Source organism: Sphingopyxis sp. BE235, from assembly GCF_031457175.1.
Taxonomy (GTDB): domain Bacteria; phylum Pseudomonadota; class Alphaproteobacteria; order Sphingomonadales; family Sphingomonadaceae; genus Sphingopyxis.
On sequence record NZ_JAVDWC010000006.1, the window covers coordinates 1 to 11,787 of the forward strand.

Sequence of the window (11,787 nt, forward strand, 5' to 3'; positions counted from 1 at the left end):
AAGGCCATCTTCAACAAACCAGCATCATATTATCCGAAAAGGGGGTCCCTCTTCGACGCCGATCGGGGGTCCCTTTTGAACGCCGTTTGACATCCCACGATATGCGGACCCGCTGCGGGGCGGGGCTATCGGAGTAAACAAAACCGGTCATCTCAATTCCCTTTCCAGTTGGCGGCGCCGTTCGGGTGCCGTTTCAGTGATTCGCAAGCTAGCCCCCAATCGCTAACAAATCAATAAAAACTTGAGATGATGCGGGGCGCCAGCGTCGCCGAAAACCCGACCCCCTCCGATAAGGAATCCCGCGCGCTCGCGCGTGAGCACGCCCCCGTGCCTGGCCGCTGGCAGGCGCACCCATATACGCCCATGAGAGGGAGTAATCCCGGAGAAACGCTGCCCTGCCGGGGAAATGGACCGAGGAAAATAGCCCGAGGAAATCGACGGCGAATCCTATTCCGGGGAAATGGATACCGAAGAATTTTGGCGAGGAGTTCAAGTTTAAGTTGACATCATCGGAATCGGGCGGGCATACGGAGTGCAAGAAAAAGTTGAGGAGTGAGTCTCATGCGAGCAACGATTACGGTCTACGGGGAGCAGGGCAGCGGGAAGACCCGTTGGCTCGAACAATTGAAGCGGACGCTGCTCGCTACCGCACCGGCCGAAGCGGTCGAAGTCACCGTTCACGAGAGCAACAAGAGCGCGGGCGCGATGATTGCCCGGCAGTTCGACGAGTTCACGATCCCTGCCGCGGACGCTGACGGGACGGCCAGCCCCGCCGGGGATCGTGAAACCTGGTCGGTGTATTGGTCCCCGAACGGGAAATACCACGTCTACGCGGGCGCCACGCTAATTGCGCGCTTTGAACGGCAATCCGACGCCGAACTGTTCAAGAAGATGAAATGCACCACGTCCGGCCAGTGGCAGGCTCTCGGTGCCGTGCTGGATCGCAAGTCGTTCAACTTCAACGGCGAACGCCCCCTGTTCACGGGCGGCCCGCTCTCCGAAAATCGCAAGGGGGGCGGGGGTGAAATTGCAGAGGGGGCAGGGGCGATTCCGCCGGGTGTCTATTGGCACGAAGCCGCGGGAAATTTTATCAGTTGGTGGACCGACGCACCTCTGAAAGCGACTTTCTATCGCGCTTGGGCCTCCCGCAGAGCGGAGTTTCCGCAAAGCCGCCACGAAGCAGGGACGCGGACAATGTTCGCCAATAGCAGCTTCGGCAAGCTGTCGGCCGCCGAGGCGCCGGCCATCCACGACGCGGTCAACCACGGTGTCAGCGCGCGCTTCGCCGACCAGTACATTATGGCCAAGGTCGCTTGCGGATTGCGGCAGGTGGCGACCGACATCACGACCGAAACCCACTCCACCACCTGGCCGACCTATCGGAAGAATCACTATTTCGCATATGCCGACCGGGTGAACGGCTTCGCGGCCGAACTCGAAGCGGACAAGCCGACGATCGCCGAGTGGCCGACCCCGATGGTTCCTCGTGCTGAGCGCGACGCACTCATCGAAAAATATGCTGCCGTCTCCGACAAATACAGCGAAGCCGTCGATAGGATTCAGGAGTTGCTCTCCGCACACCAAGTGTATCGCCGCGACGCCGTCGAACTGCGGCAGGAACGCGACGAGGCCCGGCGCGAGCGGGATAGCCTGAAAGAGAGGTTCGCGAACGTCCGGGCCTTTCTCAACGGCTTCAAGGACCTTTCGGACGCTCTGCGGGACGCTGCCGACATCGCTCGGGCGTCGTAATGTCGGTCCGGCTCCCTAAGCAGGTGCAAGAGGCCCTCGATGCCACCGGCCGCCCCTATGCGGTCGAGCACGGGCGCCGACACCGCAAGATCAAAGTCGATGGCCGCCTCGTGGGGATCCTGCCGTTGAAGCCGTGCCACGCCGACAATGACCGGGCTTCGAAGAACATCGTCGCCCAAATCAGGAGGGCAGGGAAATGCTGAAAACGCTAGGCGAAATTTTCGTGACCGCGGGCGCGGTCTGCACGGGGATCGGTATCCTCTATTGCCTGATTTGGGTGGGGCAGTTCTTCCGCGCGATGATTTGGGGCGGACGATGAGCAGCACGAAGATTCCGCGCTCGGCTCACCACATGGTCCATGTCGAGGAAACCGCTGGCGGTCGCCCTCTCGGGAATATGGAACCCGGTCAGGTGTTCGTTCGTGAAGGCGCTCCGCACATGATGTTGTCGTTGGACAGCAGCACCCGCGCGGCCGTCGAGAAGCACCACAGCATCGGAAACGCCGTTTTCGTCGTCAACCTGCTCACGGGCTCGGCTTGGCCGGTCAGCGCAGGGGAGGTCGTCTACCCGGCCACCGAAACGAAGCTGCTGTTCAAGAGCAACAGGAAGAACGACCAATGACCACAACTACTGACGCCCACCGCGCCATCGCCCGCAAGATTTGGGACCAAGGGCACGACCTTATCCGTGGCGAGGCCATGGACGCCTCTTGGGTCGCGCAGCAGGCCCATATCGAAACCCTGGCAGGCCATATTGCCGAGCACGATCGCCGCGTGACCGAACTGCTCACCGCCAACAACCGCGAGGTCGAGAACCGGCGCGCGCTCGGTAGGGCAATCACCACCTTGGAGCGCGACGCCACCGCCGCCCTTGCTGCCCTCGATGATTACAACGCGACGAACGACACCTCACTCGGCGGGCCTCCGATGTTCCAACTTGGACGAAGCATTGCCGCAGCACGAGAATCGCTCGGGAGCATCGCGCGATGAGAATCACCCTCGAACTCGGCCGCGCGATGGCTCGGGCCGCCTGCCACTGGCAGTTGTTCCCTGCCTATTGGCAACACCGCTGGCTCTGGATCGACCTGCGGCTCGAACGCAGCAGCACGAGCGCGGGATTCGTCCTCATGCTCCTCGGGCTCGAATTTAGCGCGATGGTGCAGACAATCTAGGAGATACGACGATGTTCGCATTTGGTGACAAGGTTTGGCCCGGCATCGCGAAAGTGACCGAGGAGTTCGGCGAGGCGTTGCAGGTTATCGGGCGCATTGTGATGATGGGCGGCAAGACCGTCCATTGGTCGGGTGCCGACCTGCGCAACGATCTGATTGAGGAACTGGCCGACGCCAAAGCGTCCATCGAGTTTATCGAGATGAAGGTCTTCACGGAAGCGGAGCGCACCCGGTTCAATCTCCGCAAGGAAAGCAAAGTTCATCAATTCCTGACCTGGCACCGCGAACAAGCTGTGCCTGAGGAGACCAAAGCTGCCTCCCCGGTCATGCCGTGTCCTGTGGCGGTTGAGCAGGCTTACCGCCCGGCCGCTCAGCAGGAGCATTCCGCAGTCCTGCACGCTGCCGGCATCCCGTCGGACGGCTGCGGGGGCGAGCACAGCGACATCATGCGCGCCATCGGGCACGGCTGAGGGGGCGGACGATGAAGAAATCCAGACTCTACGCCGGACTGGCGCTCTCCGCGCCCCTGTTTGTCGGCTGTTGGGCGCTCGCGACATTCGTCCGCCGCCTGCCCGAGCCCGTCACGAAGTGGCTCCTTGCCGGCCACCGGGAACTAACCCGCTCGCGCGGCTCCGACGTGCGAATTCCCAAGGACTTGCGCACTCCGGCATATATGCGCCGCTGGTGGCGCTTCCGGCAGAAGTGGTTCGGGAGCATCTATTACCACATCATCCACCGCAGTGACGACGACCGCGCACTCCACGATCACCCCTTCTGGTCCTTCTCGATTGTGCTCGAAGGCGGGTATCACGAGCATATCATCCATGAGGGCGGACTTCACGAGCGCCGCTGGTGCCCACCTGGCTCGATGACTTTCCGGTGGACCGGCCGCAAAGCGCACCGGCTCGAACTCAAGCGCGTTCCGGTCTACCATCCACCCGCCGGGGCCACGATGGAACAAGAGGCTCGGACGATCTTCATCACCGGCCCGGCAGTGCGCCGATGGGGATTCCACGATCCGCACCGCGGGTGGGTCGAAGCCCGGAATTGGGAAGCCCACTGCGCAAAGCACGGAATCATGCCCGGAACATCACCTTTTTATTGAAGTGGAGAGGCAAATGCTGATTATCCCTGAAATCGAGACCGTCGTCATCTTGCCGCCCCGCACCGGGACGGGGAGCCTCTATCGGACGGTGCTCGCCGAATATCCGAAAGCCTTCATGCCTTACCGGCACATGGAAGCCGATGGCGTGCCGTTCGGATACGACCGCTGGCGGCGCGTCGGCGTGTTGCGGCACCCGGAATCCCGCATGTGGAGCCTCTACAACTATCTCAAGACCTTCGGCATCGAGCATGCCGTTCGGCCCGAATATGACGAGCACAACCGGATCCAGCGCGCGCAGGTCGAGGGCCGGACGTTCGAGGAATGGCTGGTGGACAACCAGGTGATCTTCACGTCACAGCACGACCAGACCGGGGGAGGCGGCTTCCATCCGCAATATGCCTGCAAGCACCCCTACGCCGAAAACCGAAAGTCGCAGTTTTACTATCTGCGGCCCGACCTCGGAACGGAAATCGTGCCCTACTCACCGGACGCCAGTGCGATCGGCGCGCGCCTCGGTCTCGAAGTGCCGCGATCAACGAACGTCGTTGCGCCCGGCGAGCCGCCGCTGCTCGGCCTCCTCGGCCGCGACCACATGACCAAATTCCATCGCTGGGACTTCGAAGCCTGCGATTCCCTGTCGATTCCGCTTGCCTAGAATATCAACTTAATATTGAACTTGGAGACTATCATGGCTGCTACCATCATTCCCGATTCCCCGATTTTGAGCCGCGTCGGCTTCCCCAAGCGCGCAGATGACAAGTTCATCATTGCCGAGCGCTACGCGGGCAACCCGTGGCCGGACGAAGGCCCCGAGGCAGACGCCATCGCCACGGCCCGCAAGGGCTACGAGGCCGGCGAGGTCGAACTGGCGCAGCGCCGCGAGGGGCGGATGGAATACCAGTACGCCATCCCGCGCAAGAAGCCCGGCACCAAGCGCCCCGGCTACTTCGAAACCAAGCAATAATCGACATCACCAGGAAGGGACGAACCAATGAGCAGTTTCACTCGCCGGATCCAGCGCAAAGTCATTCGCAGCGCGCCCGATTACGAACCCCGCCCGCAGCCGACGAAGGTCTTCGCCGACGGGTCTTATCGCACGCTCGGGCGCCGGGGCTGGACCTTCATCTCGGCTAAACGCCTCGCAGCACAACGCAAGATGGCGGCGATGCTCGACCATGTGCTCCCTGTTCGCATGCGGAAGCCTGCCAAGCTGTGGCGAAAGCCCGCGCCACCCGCCCCGAGCACTGTCACCCGCCAGCAAATTCGGTACGCGCGCCGCAAGGGTTGGCCTGTTCCGGCTTGACCTGAATATCACCTTTTTGTTGAACTTCGCAAAAGGACGGGGCGATGACACTGATTTACCACGGACGAACCGACCAGCTTTGCCCATGCTGCGGCGGCCCGAAGTCGGCGGCCGACTGCTCGGAATGTAACGGGACCGGCTATGAGCATGTCCATGCCGACGTGCTCGGATACGGACACGACCTCATCCAGGGGCTCGATTATCTGGCGGCCGAAATCCACAACGAGAACCGGGTCGCCGGATGGTGGACCGATCTGGCAACGGGCGCGGACCTGCTCGACACGCGCAACCGCGGCGAGATGCTCATGCTCGGCGTCACGGAACTCGACGAGGCCGAAGACGCACGCCGCGACGGTTTGAACGACGACAAGCTGCCCGACCGTCCCGGCTATCATGTCGAACTCGGCGACTGCGCCATTCGGCTGCTCGACCAGTTGGGCGCCGAGCAGCGTGCATCCTCGGACGAATACGCGCTCATCATTGCCCACAACGAACATCGTTCGGCCAGTGTCGCGCGCTCGTATCGGGAAATCACCAATGCCGGGCCGGGCGGCAACCTCATGTGGATCGTCGGTGCGCTCGCGAAGTCCCTCGATGAGGGATACCGCAAGGACAAGGTTCGGGTCGCGCGCTACTGGCTGACCGTCGCCCTGTTCCGCATCATCGCGCTCGCAGCCCACGAGGGCATCCCCCTCTTCGAAATCATCGAGGAGAAACGGGCGTACAACCGGAATCGGGCCGACCACAAAGTCGAAAACCGTCGGGCGGACGGAGGCAAGAAATGCTGAGCCGCCTTCCCGCGCGCTCGGTGCGCCCGATCCAGCATCCGCACGCTCCGGTGAACACGAACGGGCACGTCTACACGCAGGAGGAGTCGATTGACGCCATCTTGGCGCGCCCGCTCGCCTTCGTCGCCCTCAGCGCCGCAGGGCAGGGGACAATCACCAACAATTGCCCCGAGCAGACGTGGTTCACCGCCGACACCCGCATGCTCAGGATCCACGGGCTCCTCAAGCTCGTCGGGCGCCGCATTGATTGCGTCGATCGCCTGAGCATCACCGACGAGGGCCGTGCGGTTCTGGTGGCCCTGAAAGACCGGGTTTGTCTGGATTGAGGGACCTGACCCGGTTGCCGGAGTGGAGCGACTTCTTTCGCGCCGCTCTGCTCTGGAACCGCCTGCACTTCCGTTGGCACGAGGAGGGCCAATGGGTCGCACGCGCCTACGAAATCACCAACCTCCCCGTCGTCCTTTCCGAAGGGCGGGCGCCGGAGAAATTTGAGGCCCTGCGGCTCGCCGTCGAGCGCTGCGGTCGCGAGGTCAACCCGGCGGTGTGGGAGGCTTTCTACGCCTTCCGCTCCGCAGCCACCGGCACCGCCGGCAACATCGAGGACTTGCTATGACGAACACGCTCCAAAAGCCGCGCCTGCTCATTCTTGGCCATGCGCGCCACGGCAAGGACACCGTGGCCGAAATCCTTCGCGACAAGCACGGTTTCGACTTCCGATCGTCCAGCTTCTTCGTCGCCGAACAGGTCGTGCGGCCCGAACTGGCGCGCCGCGGTATCGTCTATGACAGCCTTGAAGATTGCTACGCCGATCGCGTCAACCATCGCGCAACCTGGCGGGACATCATCGCCGACTACAACGAGGCCGACCCGTCGCGCCTGTCGGCCGCGATCCTCGAAGTCGCCGATGTCTATGTCGGGATGCGGACCCATCGCGAGTTCGTCGCATCCTACCACCTCTTCGACGAGGTGGCGTGGGTGGACGCGAGCGGACGTGGCGTGCCGCCCGAGGGCTCTGACTCCATGGACATCGAATACAACCCGGCTCTCATGCTGCGGATCGACAACAACGGCGCGCTCGCCGACCTCGAAGCGGAGGTTGACCGCTTCGTCGGGGTGCTGGCGACCAACTATGTCGGCGTGCTTCCGCGCGATTAACAGTTCACTTTTAAATTGAGGTAATTGCCATGACTGGTATCGGTCACAACTCAGGAGACATCGGAATGGCGGAAGCATCTGACGAGGCACTGCGCCTCTTTATCGAGCGCGTTGAGCGCCTGGAAGAAGAGAAGAAGGGCATCGCGGACGACATTCGCGACACCTACAACGAGGCCAAATCGCAGGGCTACGACCCGAAGATTATGCGCCAGGTCGTCCGGCTCCGCAAACTTCCGGTCGCGGATCGCAAAGAGATGGAAGCCATTCTCGACACCTACATGGCGGCTCTCGGCATGTCGTTCGCGGCCGATCTGTGACAGCGCAGCGCCGACCGTGGACCGAAAACGACGAGACGGGTCCAGAGAACAGCAAGGAGCGCCGCGGTATTTTGTCGTTCATCGACGACCGGATCGCGGCGCTCCACCGCAAGGCCAAGCGCCCGCAATCCGGGGAAAATACCCGCTATGCGGCTCAGGTTTTGGAGGCGCTTCGCGGCGACCTGCGGCAGGAACTCGACCGCGAGGAGTCGACCACGTGAGAACTTTTGTTCCTCGTCTGTTCTCTTTTTGTTTTCCTACAAATGATTCCGTGCCTAGTAGGTATGGCTCAGTGATTCGGAAGGAGTCTGAGCCATGCAAATACTCGTGTCAGATGAGGGTCGGTGGATGACCATAACCCTCCACCACGGCTGCTCATATGAGGTGCTGCGCAGTTTGATCGCCCGCGGCGTCCGCGTGCATTCGGTTATCTGCGATCCGCCATATTTCCTCGAGTCCATCGCCCGGCGCTTCGGTAGCGCCACGGCCGCAGCCGCGCAGTTCGGCGATGATGGGGCATTTACTCGCGCCGGTATGCGCTTCACGGGCAAGACCTGGGACGCGGCCGACGAGCAGGGGCGGCGAATCAGCTTCGACCCCGAGTTCTGGCAGTTGATCTTCGAACTACTGCTGCCCGGTGGCTATGTCGCCGCGTTCGCGAGCCCGCGCACCGGCCATTGGCAGGCCGTGGCGATGGAACTGGCGGGCTTCACGATCCATCCGTTCAAGGGGTGGGCATACGATAGCGGCCTCCCCAAGCCCCACCCGGCCGACAAGGCATTCAAGCGCCTCGGCGGCACGCCCGAGGAAATCGTGCAGTGGGCGGGATGGTCCTACGGCGCGCAGGCCGAAAAGCCAGCGCTCGAACCGATCTACATTGGGCAGCGGCCGTTTGACTGCCGGAACGGGCCGGAGAACCTGCGCGCGCACGGCGTCGGCGCCATCAACATTGCCGCGTCCCGCGTGCCGACCGAAGACGGGAAGGGCTACCACCCGGCCAACCTGGTCCACGACGGCTCGGACCTCGTGCTCGCCGAACTCGGCGACTCGGCGAAGTTCTTCCATGCGTTCGAGCAAGACCCGTCGCTCATCGTCAACGCCAAGGCGTCACGTGACGATCGCGCTGGATCCGAGCATCCGTCGGTCAAGCCTGTCCGTCTGTTGCGTAACCTCGCGCGGATGTACACGCCGCCCGGTGGCACCGTGCTCGACCCCTTCGCCGGCAGCGGCACCACTGCGGAAGCCGCGCGCGCTGAGGGGTTCGACTGCATCCTGGTCGAGCGCGATCCCGAATATGTCAGCGACATTGTGCGCCGATTTGGGATCGTTTCGGAGTCGACCCAATTTGCGACGCTCGACGGCCTCATTTGATCGTCTGAACACGTCAACTTTTTATTGATGTTTCCCCCGGTGTCGTTACGACTCGCAATTCGAGGGAACGTTTGTTGAGGGAAGAATCTATGACAAATAAGGGAATTTTGAACCTGCCGTTCGTCCTGACGGTGGGAACGGTCGTAACCGACTATTGGGCGAGGCCCGCAGAAACGGGCGATTGGGCACAAGACAATTGGACCGGCCGCTCGTATGCGAACGCACTGGTTGCCGCATGCAACGACGGTCAACTCGGCATGGTGCTCAGCCACGTCGCGAGCGCTATCACCGAAAAGGGCCAATATGGCGGCATCGAAGTCGGCTTCTTCAACCGGCTCGGTGAAATCGCATCATTCGCGAGTGCGGGCGTCAGTGAGTTGCGTAAGGCGGCCTAAGCCGCTCCGTCGCTAGACGGTAAATGCCTCTTTCGTCGTGAGCCGCGAAGTGCCAGCCTCCAGGCCAAGCAAGCGGTCGCGAATTTCCTGAATTGGCAACATGCGCCGGCCGATTTCACCGTATTTTCGGCTGCGCAGAACCATCGAAATCGACTTGCGCGCGCGATAGCCAGCGTCGTGCGCCCATTTGTCGCTCGCCGCGAGATGGTTCCAGGATTCGAGTTGGACGCTCGGGTGCTCCTTGAACGACATTCCGTGGTGAATGTGCCCGATGTCGATATAGTGGAACTCAGTCTCGCCGAAGTCGCGCCGGAAGTCGGTAATCAGGACGCCCATGAGGTCCTTCGGGCGGCACTTGTCACTGTGATGGGTCATCACCAGCGTATTGCCCATGCGATAGCCGATGAACACGTTGCCGTTGTTCAGGACGTGGACCCGCCCGGTGTGCCCGTAAGCCACCTCAAGCAGTTCGGCCATCCAAATGTCGTTCGTGCGACTGTGGTTGCCCTGGTTGACGATGACATCGACGTGCCGGGCTTTTGCCAGTGCCATCTCGACGATTGCGCGCATAACGCGGCTGTACACCTTCACCATCTTCGGGAATCGCGTGTCGTAATCGAGCGCGTGGCCACTGGCCTCGGTCGTGCCGCTGAAATTCTCGTAATGGGTGAAGTCGCCGAGGTCGTTGATCACGAGGCGTTCGCACGCCGGCAGGCCCTCGATGAGCATCCCGATCGCGGTGAGCAATTCGCGCTCGGCAATCTTGAGGTCGAAGTTCTCGTTCACCTCGGCCGCATGGCAGAGCAGCCCGAGGTGGGCGTCGCCGATCTGAATCCAGGGGATGATGTCGGTGTCGTAATCGAGCGGCGCCGCGGGCACGTCCAGTTGCGGCGTTTCCTCAAGGAAGGCTGCGATGCCTTCCTTGATCGATTCGGCCCACAGTTGATCGTCGAGCCGCGTCTTGGTCCATTGAAGAACCTGCGTGCGCGCACCCGTGACCTTGTCGATGCGTTCGAGCGTCGAGTGGCCTTTGGCGATGAACGGCTCGGGGACCGGCGAATTGAGCCCGTGGACGGGGCTGTACCCGTGCGCTGCGGCCTTCACCTTGACGGACTGGATGGCCCGGCAGACGGCGGAATTGTTGATACCGAGGAAACGGGCGACCTCACGGGCGCTGCCCATCTGGTTGAGCAGGTCGATATATTCGCTCTGCCGCGGCGACGCCCACTGTTTGAGCGCCGGATCAACGTGATGATTTGCCATGGTTGTCCCTCAGTCTTGCTTATTTCGGCGAAGCTTGCGCCCGATCCAGGCGAGGATGCGCTGCACGGTGGCCGTCTCGTAGAGCCGGACCAGCGACCAGAGCAGTGACGCTCCGGCGGCCATCGACGGCAACCAATTGACGAGCGTGGCGAAGACGACGCCGAAAGACGCGGCATCCAGCCAGTGTCGGGTAGCGTCGGAGAGCGCCTCGCGCAGACTCATTGTGCGGCCTCCCGACATTTCGAGATGACCGGCTCGACCTCATCGGCGCGCGCGGCGCGGAGCAGGCGGCCCGCCCACAACAGCGCGTAACGGGCACTTGCGTCCGCAGCGGCGGCGAGGGCTTCATCGGTGTCCGGGTAAACCGGCGCGACCTTGAGGTTGTCCGGCACGCACGCGATCGGCCGCTCCACGATAACCTCCTGAATCCGAACCTCGGGCTCGGGTGCAGGGCCATGGGCGCAGGCGGCGAGCGCGAGCAGCGGAAGAATTGCGGCGGCGCGCTTCATTTGAGCGACTCCAGAAGCCGGGCGTCCACGTCGAGCACCTTTGCGCACGCGGTATCGCCGGAGGGTTGGGTGTTGAGGATGGCGGTCGCCTTGCGCTGCGCCTCGGCCGTTTTCACCTGCGCGTCGGCGACGCTGCGGGTCGCATCGGCGACGGCGGCAGCACCGCGCGCGGCGTTCGTGGCAATCGAGGCGTTCTGGCGGTCGATGCCCACAGAGAGAATCTGATTGTTCGCCTTGCAGGTTGTCAGCCGCGCGACGTACCCGGTCTTCGGGTCGTTGAGTTGCTTGTCGAACGTGCGAACGGTCGTACGCAGGTCGCGCGCGGTGAAGCCCTGCTTGATATTGCCGCCGACCGAAACGGTGAGCGCGACGGCCAGGCCGCCAGCAATCAGCTTATCTTGAAGTGTTCCGAGCATCTGGATCCTCAGTCGGGGTGCTGCGCGGACCAGCCGCGGACATGAGCAAATTCGTGACAAGCCCGGCGCGCGAAGTCCTCGCCGGCTTCGGCGAAGGGGCAGGGGTCAGGTAGAATCACAGTGCGAAGGGGGCGGGAGTGCTTGGCGCATGCCTGAATTTCCCATCCGGCCGGCGGTGTGACGCCGCAATGCGCCGACACGGCCCAAGCCGGGACGATCTGCACGACTGCTGTCCCGGCGCCCCG

At 62.6% G+C, this 11,787-nt stretch carries 22 protein-coding genes; 18 read left to right on the forward strand and 4 right to left on the reverse strand.

Features of this window, described 5'->3' with window-relative positions; genetic code table 11:
• Positions 1-561: 561 nt before the first annotated feature.
• From J2X38_RS20280 to J2X38_RS20365, 18 genes are all read left to right on the forward strand, one after another.
• The gene (locus J2X38_RS20280) at positions 562-1,749 is read left to right on the forward strand and encodes a hypothetical protein (protein WP_310256849.1); all 1,188 of its coding nucleotides are present in this window, start codon (positions 562-564) and stop codon (positions 1,747-1,749) included.
• A gap of 196 nt (positions 1,750-1,945) precedes the next feature.
• A complete protein-coding gene (locus J2X38_RS20285; protein WP_310256852.1) occupies positions 1,946-2,068 on the forward strand; it encodes a hypothetical protein in 123 nt (40 codons plus the stop codon).
• Positions 2,065-2,370, forward strand: coding sequence for a hypothetical protein (locus tag J2X38_RS20290; protein WP_310256855.1), 306 nt, complete (start codon positions 2,065-2,067; stop codon positions 2,368-2,370). The genes J2X38_RS20285 and J2X38_RS20290 overlap by 4 nt, the downstream gene beginning before the upstream one ends.
• Positions 2,367-2,738, forward strand: coding sequence for a hypothetical protein (locus J2X38_RS20295; protein ID WP_310256857.1), 372 nt, complete (start codon positions 2,367-2,369; stop codon positions 2,736-2,738). The genes J2X38_RS20290 and J2X38_RS20295 overlap by 4 nt, the downstream gene beginning before the upstream one ends.
• Positions 2,735-2,920, forward strand: coding sequence for a hypothetical protein (locus tag J2X38_RS20300; RefSeq protein WP_310256860.1), 186 nt, complete (start codon positions 2,735-2,737; stop codon positions 2,918-2,920). Before J2X38_RS20295 ends, J2X38_RS20300 begins: the two co-directional genes overlap by 4 nt.
• Before the next feature lie 11 nt (positions 2,921-2,931).
• Positions 2,932-3,390, forward strand: a complete 459-nt coding sequence (locus tag J2X38_RS20305) for a hypothetical protein (protein WP_310256864.1) — start codon at positions 2,932-2,934, stop codon at positions 3,388-3,390.
• Positions 3,391-3,401: 11 nt separating this feature from the next.
• The gene (locus tag J2X38_RS20310) at positions 3,402-4,025 is read left to right on the forward strand and encodes a hypothetical protein (protein WP_310256867.1); all 624 of its coding nucleotides are present in this window, start codon (positions 3,402-3,404) and stop codon (positions 4,023-4,025) included.
• Positions 4,026-4,038: 13 nt separating this feature from the next.
• Positions 4,039-4,680 (forward strand): hypothetical protein, encoded by a 642-nt coding sequence (locus tag J2X38_RS20315; protein ID WP_310256869.1) that lies wholly within the window; start codon positions 4,039-4,041, stop codon positions 4,678-4,680.
• 33 nt (positions 4,681-4,713) lie between these two features.
• Positions 4,714-4,989: a hypothetical protein gene (locus J2X38_RS20320; RefSeq protein WP_310256870.1), complete on the forward strand. Its 276-nt coding sequence runs from the start codon at positions 4,714-4,716 to the stop codon at positions 4,987-4,989.
• Positions 4,990-5,016: 27 nt separating this feature from the next.
• Positions 5,017-5,328 carry a hypothetical protein gene (locus tag J2X38_RS20325; protein ID WP_310256872.1) on the forward strand — a complete coding sequence of 104 codons (312 nt, stop codon included), beginning with the start codon at positions 5,017-5,019 and terminating at the stop codon, positions 5,326-5,328.
• 44 nt (positions 5,329-5,372) lie between these two features.
• Positions 5,373-6,116, forward strand: a complete 744-nt coding sequence (locus tag J2X38_RS20330) for a hypothetical protein (protein ID WP_310256874.1) — start codon at positions 5,373-5,375, stop codon at positions 6,114-6,116.
• Positions 6,110-6,442, forward strand: a complete 333-nt coding sequence (locus J2X38_RS20335; RefSeq protein ID WP_310256877.1) for a hypothetical protein — start codon at positions 6,110-6,112, stop codon at positions 6,440-6,442. The genes J2X38_RS20330 and J2X38_RS20335 overlap by 7 nt, the downstream gene beginning before the upstream one ends.
• Complete coding sequence (locus J2X38_RS20340) at positions 6,439-6,729, forward strand: hypothetical protein (RefSeq protein WP_310256880.1); 291 nt, start codon at positions 6,439-6,441, stop codon at positions 6,727-6,729. The genes J2X38_RS20335 and J2X38_RS20340 overlap by 4 nt, the downstream gene beginning before the upstream one ends.
• On the forward strand, positions 6,726-7,271 hold the full coding sequence (locus J2X38_RS20345; protein WP_310256882.1) for a hypothetical protein: 546 nt from the start codon (positions 6,726-6,728) through the stop codon (positions 7,269-7,271). The genes J2X38_RS20340 and J2X38_RS20345 overlap by 4 nt, the downstream gene beginning before the upstream one ends.
• A gap of 65 nt (positions 7,272-7,336) precedes the next feature.
• A complete protein-coding gene (locus J2X38_RS20350; protein WP_310256885.1) occupies positions 7,337-7,588 on the forward strand; it encodes a DUF2312 domain-containing protein in 252 nt (83 codons plus the stop codon).
• Positions 7,589-7,659: 71 nt separating this feature from the next.
• Positions 7,660-7,809 (forward strand): hypothetical protein, encoded by a 150-nt coding sequence (locus tag J2X38_RS20355; protein ID WP_310256888.1) that lies wholly within the window; start codon positions 7,660-7,662, stop codon positions 7,807-7,809.
• A 127-nt stretch (positions 7,810-7,936) separates the two neighbouring features.
• Positions 7,937-8,959 (forward strand): site-specific DNA-methyltransferase, encoded by a 1,023-nt coding sequence (locus J2X38_RS20360; protein ID WP_310256891.1) that lies wholly within the window; start codon positions 7,937-7,939, stop codon positions 8,957-8,959.
• An 89-nt stretch (positions 8,960-9,048) separates the two neighbouring features.
• Positions 9,049-9,354, forward strand: coding sequence for a hypothetical protein (locus tag J2X38_RS20365; RefSeq protein ID WP_310256894.1), 306 nt, complete (start codon positions 9,049-9,051; stop codon positions 9,352-9,354).
• A gap of 12 nt (positions 9,355-9,366) precedes the next feature.
• Here J2X38_RS20365 and J2X38_RS20370 read toward each other — a convergent pair whose 3' ends face one another.
• Genes J2X38_RS20370 through J2X38_RS20385 form a run of 4 tightly spaced genes read right to left on the reverse strand, consistent with a single transcriptional unit; the run spans position 9,367 to position 11,542 of the window.
• A complete protein-coding gene (locus J2X38_RS20370) occupies positions 9,367-10,617 on the reverse strand; it encodes a hypothetical protein (protein WP_310256896.1) in 1,251 nt (416 codons plus the stop codon).
• Between the two features lie 9 nt (positions 10,618-10,626).
• A complete protein-coding gene (locus J2X38_RS20375; RefSeq protein WP_310256898.1) occupies positions 10,627-10,839 on the reverse strand; it encodes a hypothetical protein in 213 nt (70 codons plus the stop codon).
• The gene (locus J2X38_RS20380; RefSeq protein ID WP_310256900.1) at positions 10,836-11,126 is read right to left on the reverse strand and encodes a hypothetical protein; all 291 of its coding nucleotides are present in this window, start codon (positions 11,124-11,126) and stop codon (positions 10,836-10,838) included. The genes J2X38_RS20375 and J2X38_RS20380 overlap by 4 nt, the downstream gene beginning before the upstream one ends.
• Complete coding sequence (locus tag J2X38_RS20385; RefSeq protein WP_310256902.1) at positions 11,123-11,542, reverse strand: hypothetical protein; 420 nt, start codon at positions 11,540-11,542, stop codon at positions 11,123-11,125. Before J2X38_RS20385 ends, J2X38_RS20380 begins: the two co-directional genes overlap by 4 nt.
• Positions 11,543-11,787 lie beyond the last annotated feature (245 nt).

Excerpts from the sequence above, each read along its gene's own strand:
- J2X38_RS20280 (WP_310256849.1), top strand. The coding sequence starts at position 562 with ATGCGAGCAACGATTACGGTCTACGGGGAGCAGGGCAGCGGGAAGACC.
- J2X38_RS20285 (WP_310256852.1), top strand. The coding sequence starts at position 1,946 with ATGCTGAAAACGCTAGGCGAAATTTTCGTGACCGCGGGCGCGGTCTGC.
- J2X38_RS20290 (WP_310256855.1), top strand. The coding sequence starts at position 2,065 with ATGAGCAGCACGAAGATTCCGCGCTCGGCTCACCACATGGTCCATGTC.
- J2X38_RS20295 (WP_310256857.1), top strand. The coding sequence starts at position 2,367 with ATGACCACAACTACTGACGCCCACCGCGCCATCGCCCGCAAGATTTGG.
- J2X38_RS20300 (WP_310256860.1), top strand. The coding sequence starts at position 2,735 with ATGAGAATCACCCTCGAACTCGGCCGCGCGATGGCTCGGGCCGCCTGC.
- J2X38_RS20305 (WP_310256864.1), top strand. The coding sequence starts at position 2,932 with ATGTTCGCATTTGGTGACAAGGTTTGGCCCGGCATCGCGAAAGTGACC.
- J2X38_RS20310 (WP_310256867.1), top strand. The coding sequence starts at position 3,402 with ATGAAGAAATCCAGACTCTACGCCGGACTGGCGCTCTCCGCGCCCCTG.
- J2X38_RS20315 (WP_310256869.1), top strand. The coding sequence starts at position 4,039 with ATGCTGATTATCCCTGAAATCGAGACCGTCGTCATCTTGCCGCCCCGC.
- J2X38_RS20320 (WP_310256870.1), top strand. The coding sequence starts at position 4,714 with ATGGCTGCTACCATCATTCCCGATTCCCCGATTTTGAGCCGCGTCGGC.
- J2X38_RS20325 (WP_310256872.1), top strand. The coding sequence starts at position 5,017 with ATGAGCAGTTTCACTCGCCGGATCCAGCGCAAAGTCATTCGCAGCGCG.
- J2X38_RS20330 (WP_310256874.1), top strand. The coding sequence starts at position 5,373 with ATGACACTGATTTACCACGGACGAACCGACCAGCTTTGCCCATGCTGC.
- J2X38_RS20335 (WP_310256877.1), top strand. The coding sequence starts at position 6,110 with ATGCTGAGCCGCCTTCCCGCGCGCTCGGTGCGCCCGATCCAGCATCCG.
- J2X38_RS20345 (WP_310256882.1), top strand. The coding sequence starts at position 6,726 with ATGACGAACACGCTCCAAAAGCCGCGCCTGCTCATTCTTGGCCATGCG.
- J2X38_RS20350 (WP_310256885.1), top strand. The coding sequence starts at position 7,337 with ATGGCGGAAGCATCTGACGAGGCACTGCGCCTCTTTATCGAGCGCGTT.
- J2X38_RS20360 (WP_310256891.1), top strand. The coding sequence starts at position 7,937 with ATGACCATAACCCTCCACCACGGCTGCTCATATGAGGTGCTGCGCAGT.
- J2X38_RS20365 (WP_310256894.1), top strand. The coding sequence starts at position 9,049 with ATGACAAATAAGGGAATTTTGAACCTGCCGTTCGTCCTGACGGTGGGA.
- J2X38_RS20370 (WP_310256896.1), bottom strand. The coding sequence starts at position 10,617 with ATGGCAAATCATCACGTTGATCCGGCGCTCAAACAGTGGGCGTCGCCG.
- J2X38_RS20375 (WP_310256898.1), bottom strand. The coding sequence starts at position 10,839 with ATGAGTCTGCGCGAGGCGCTCTCCGACGCTACCCGACACTGGCTGGAT.
- J2X38_RS20380 (WP_310256900.1), bottom strand. The coding sequence starts at position 11,126 with ATGAAGCGCGCCGCCGCAATTCTTCCGCTGCTCGCGCTCGCCGCCTGC.
- J2X38_RS20385 (WP_310256902.1), bottom strand. The coding sequence starts at position 11,542 with ATGCTCGGAACACTTCAAGATAAGCTGATTGCTGGCGGCCTGGCCGTC.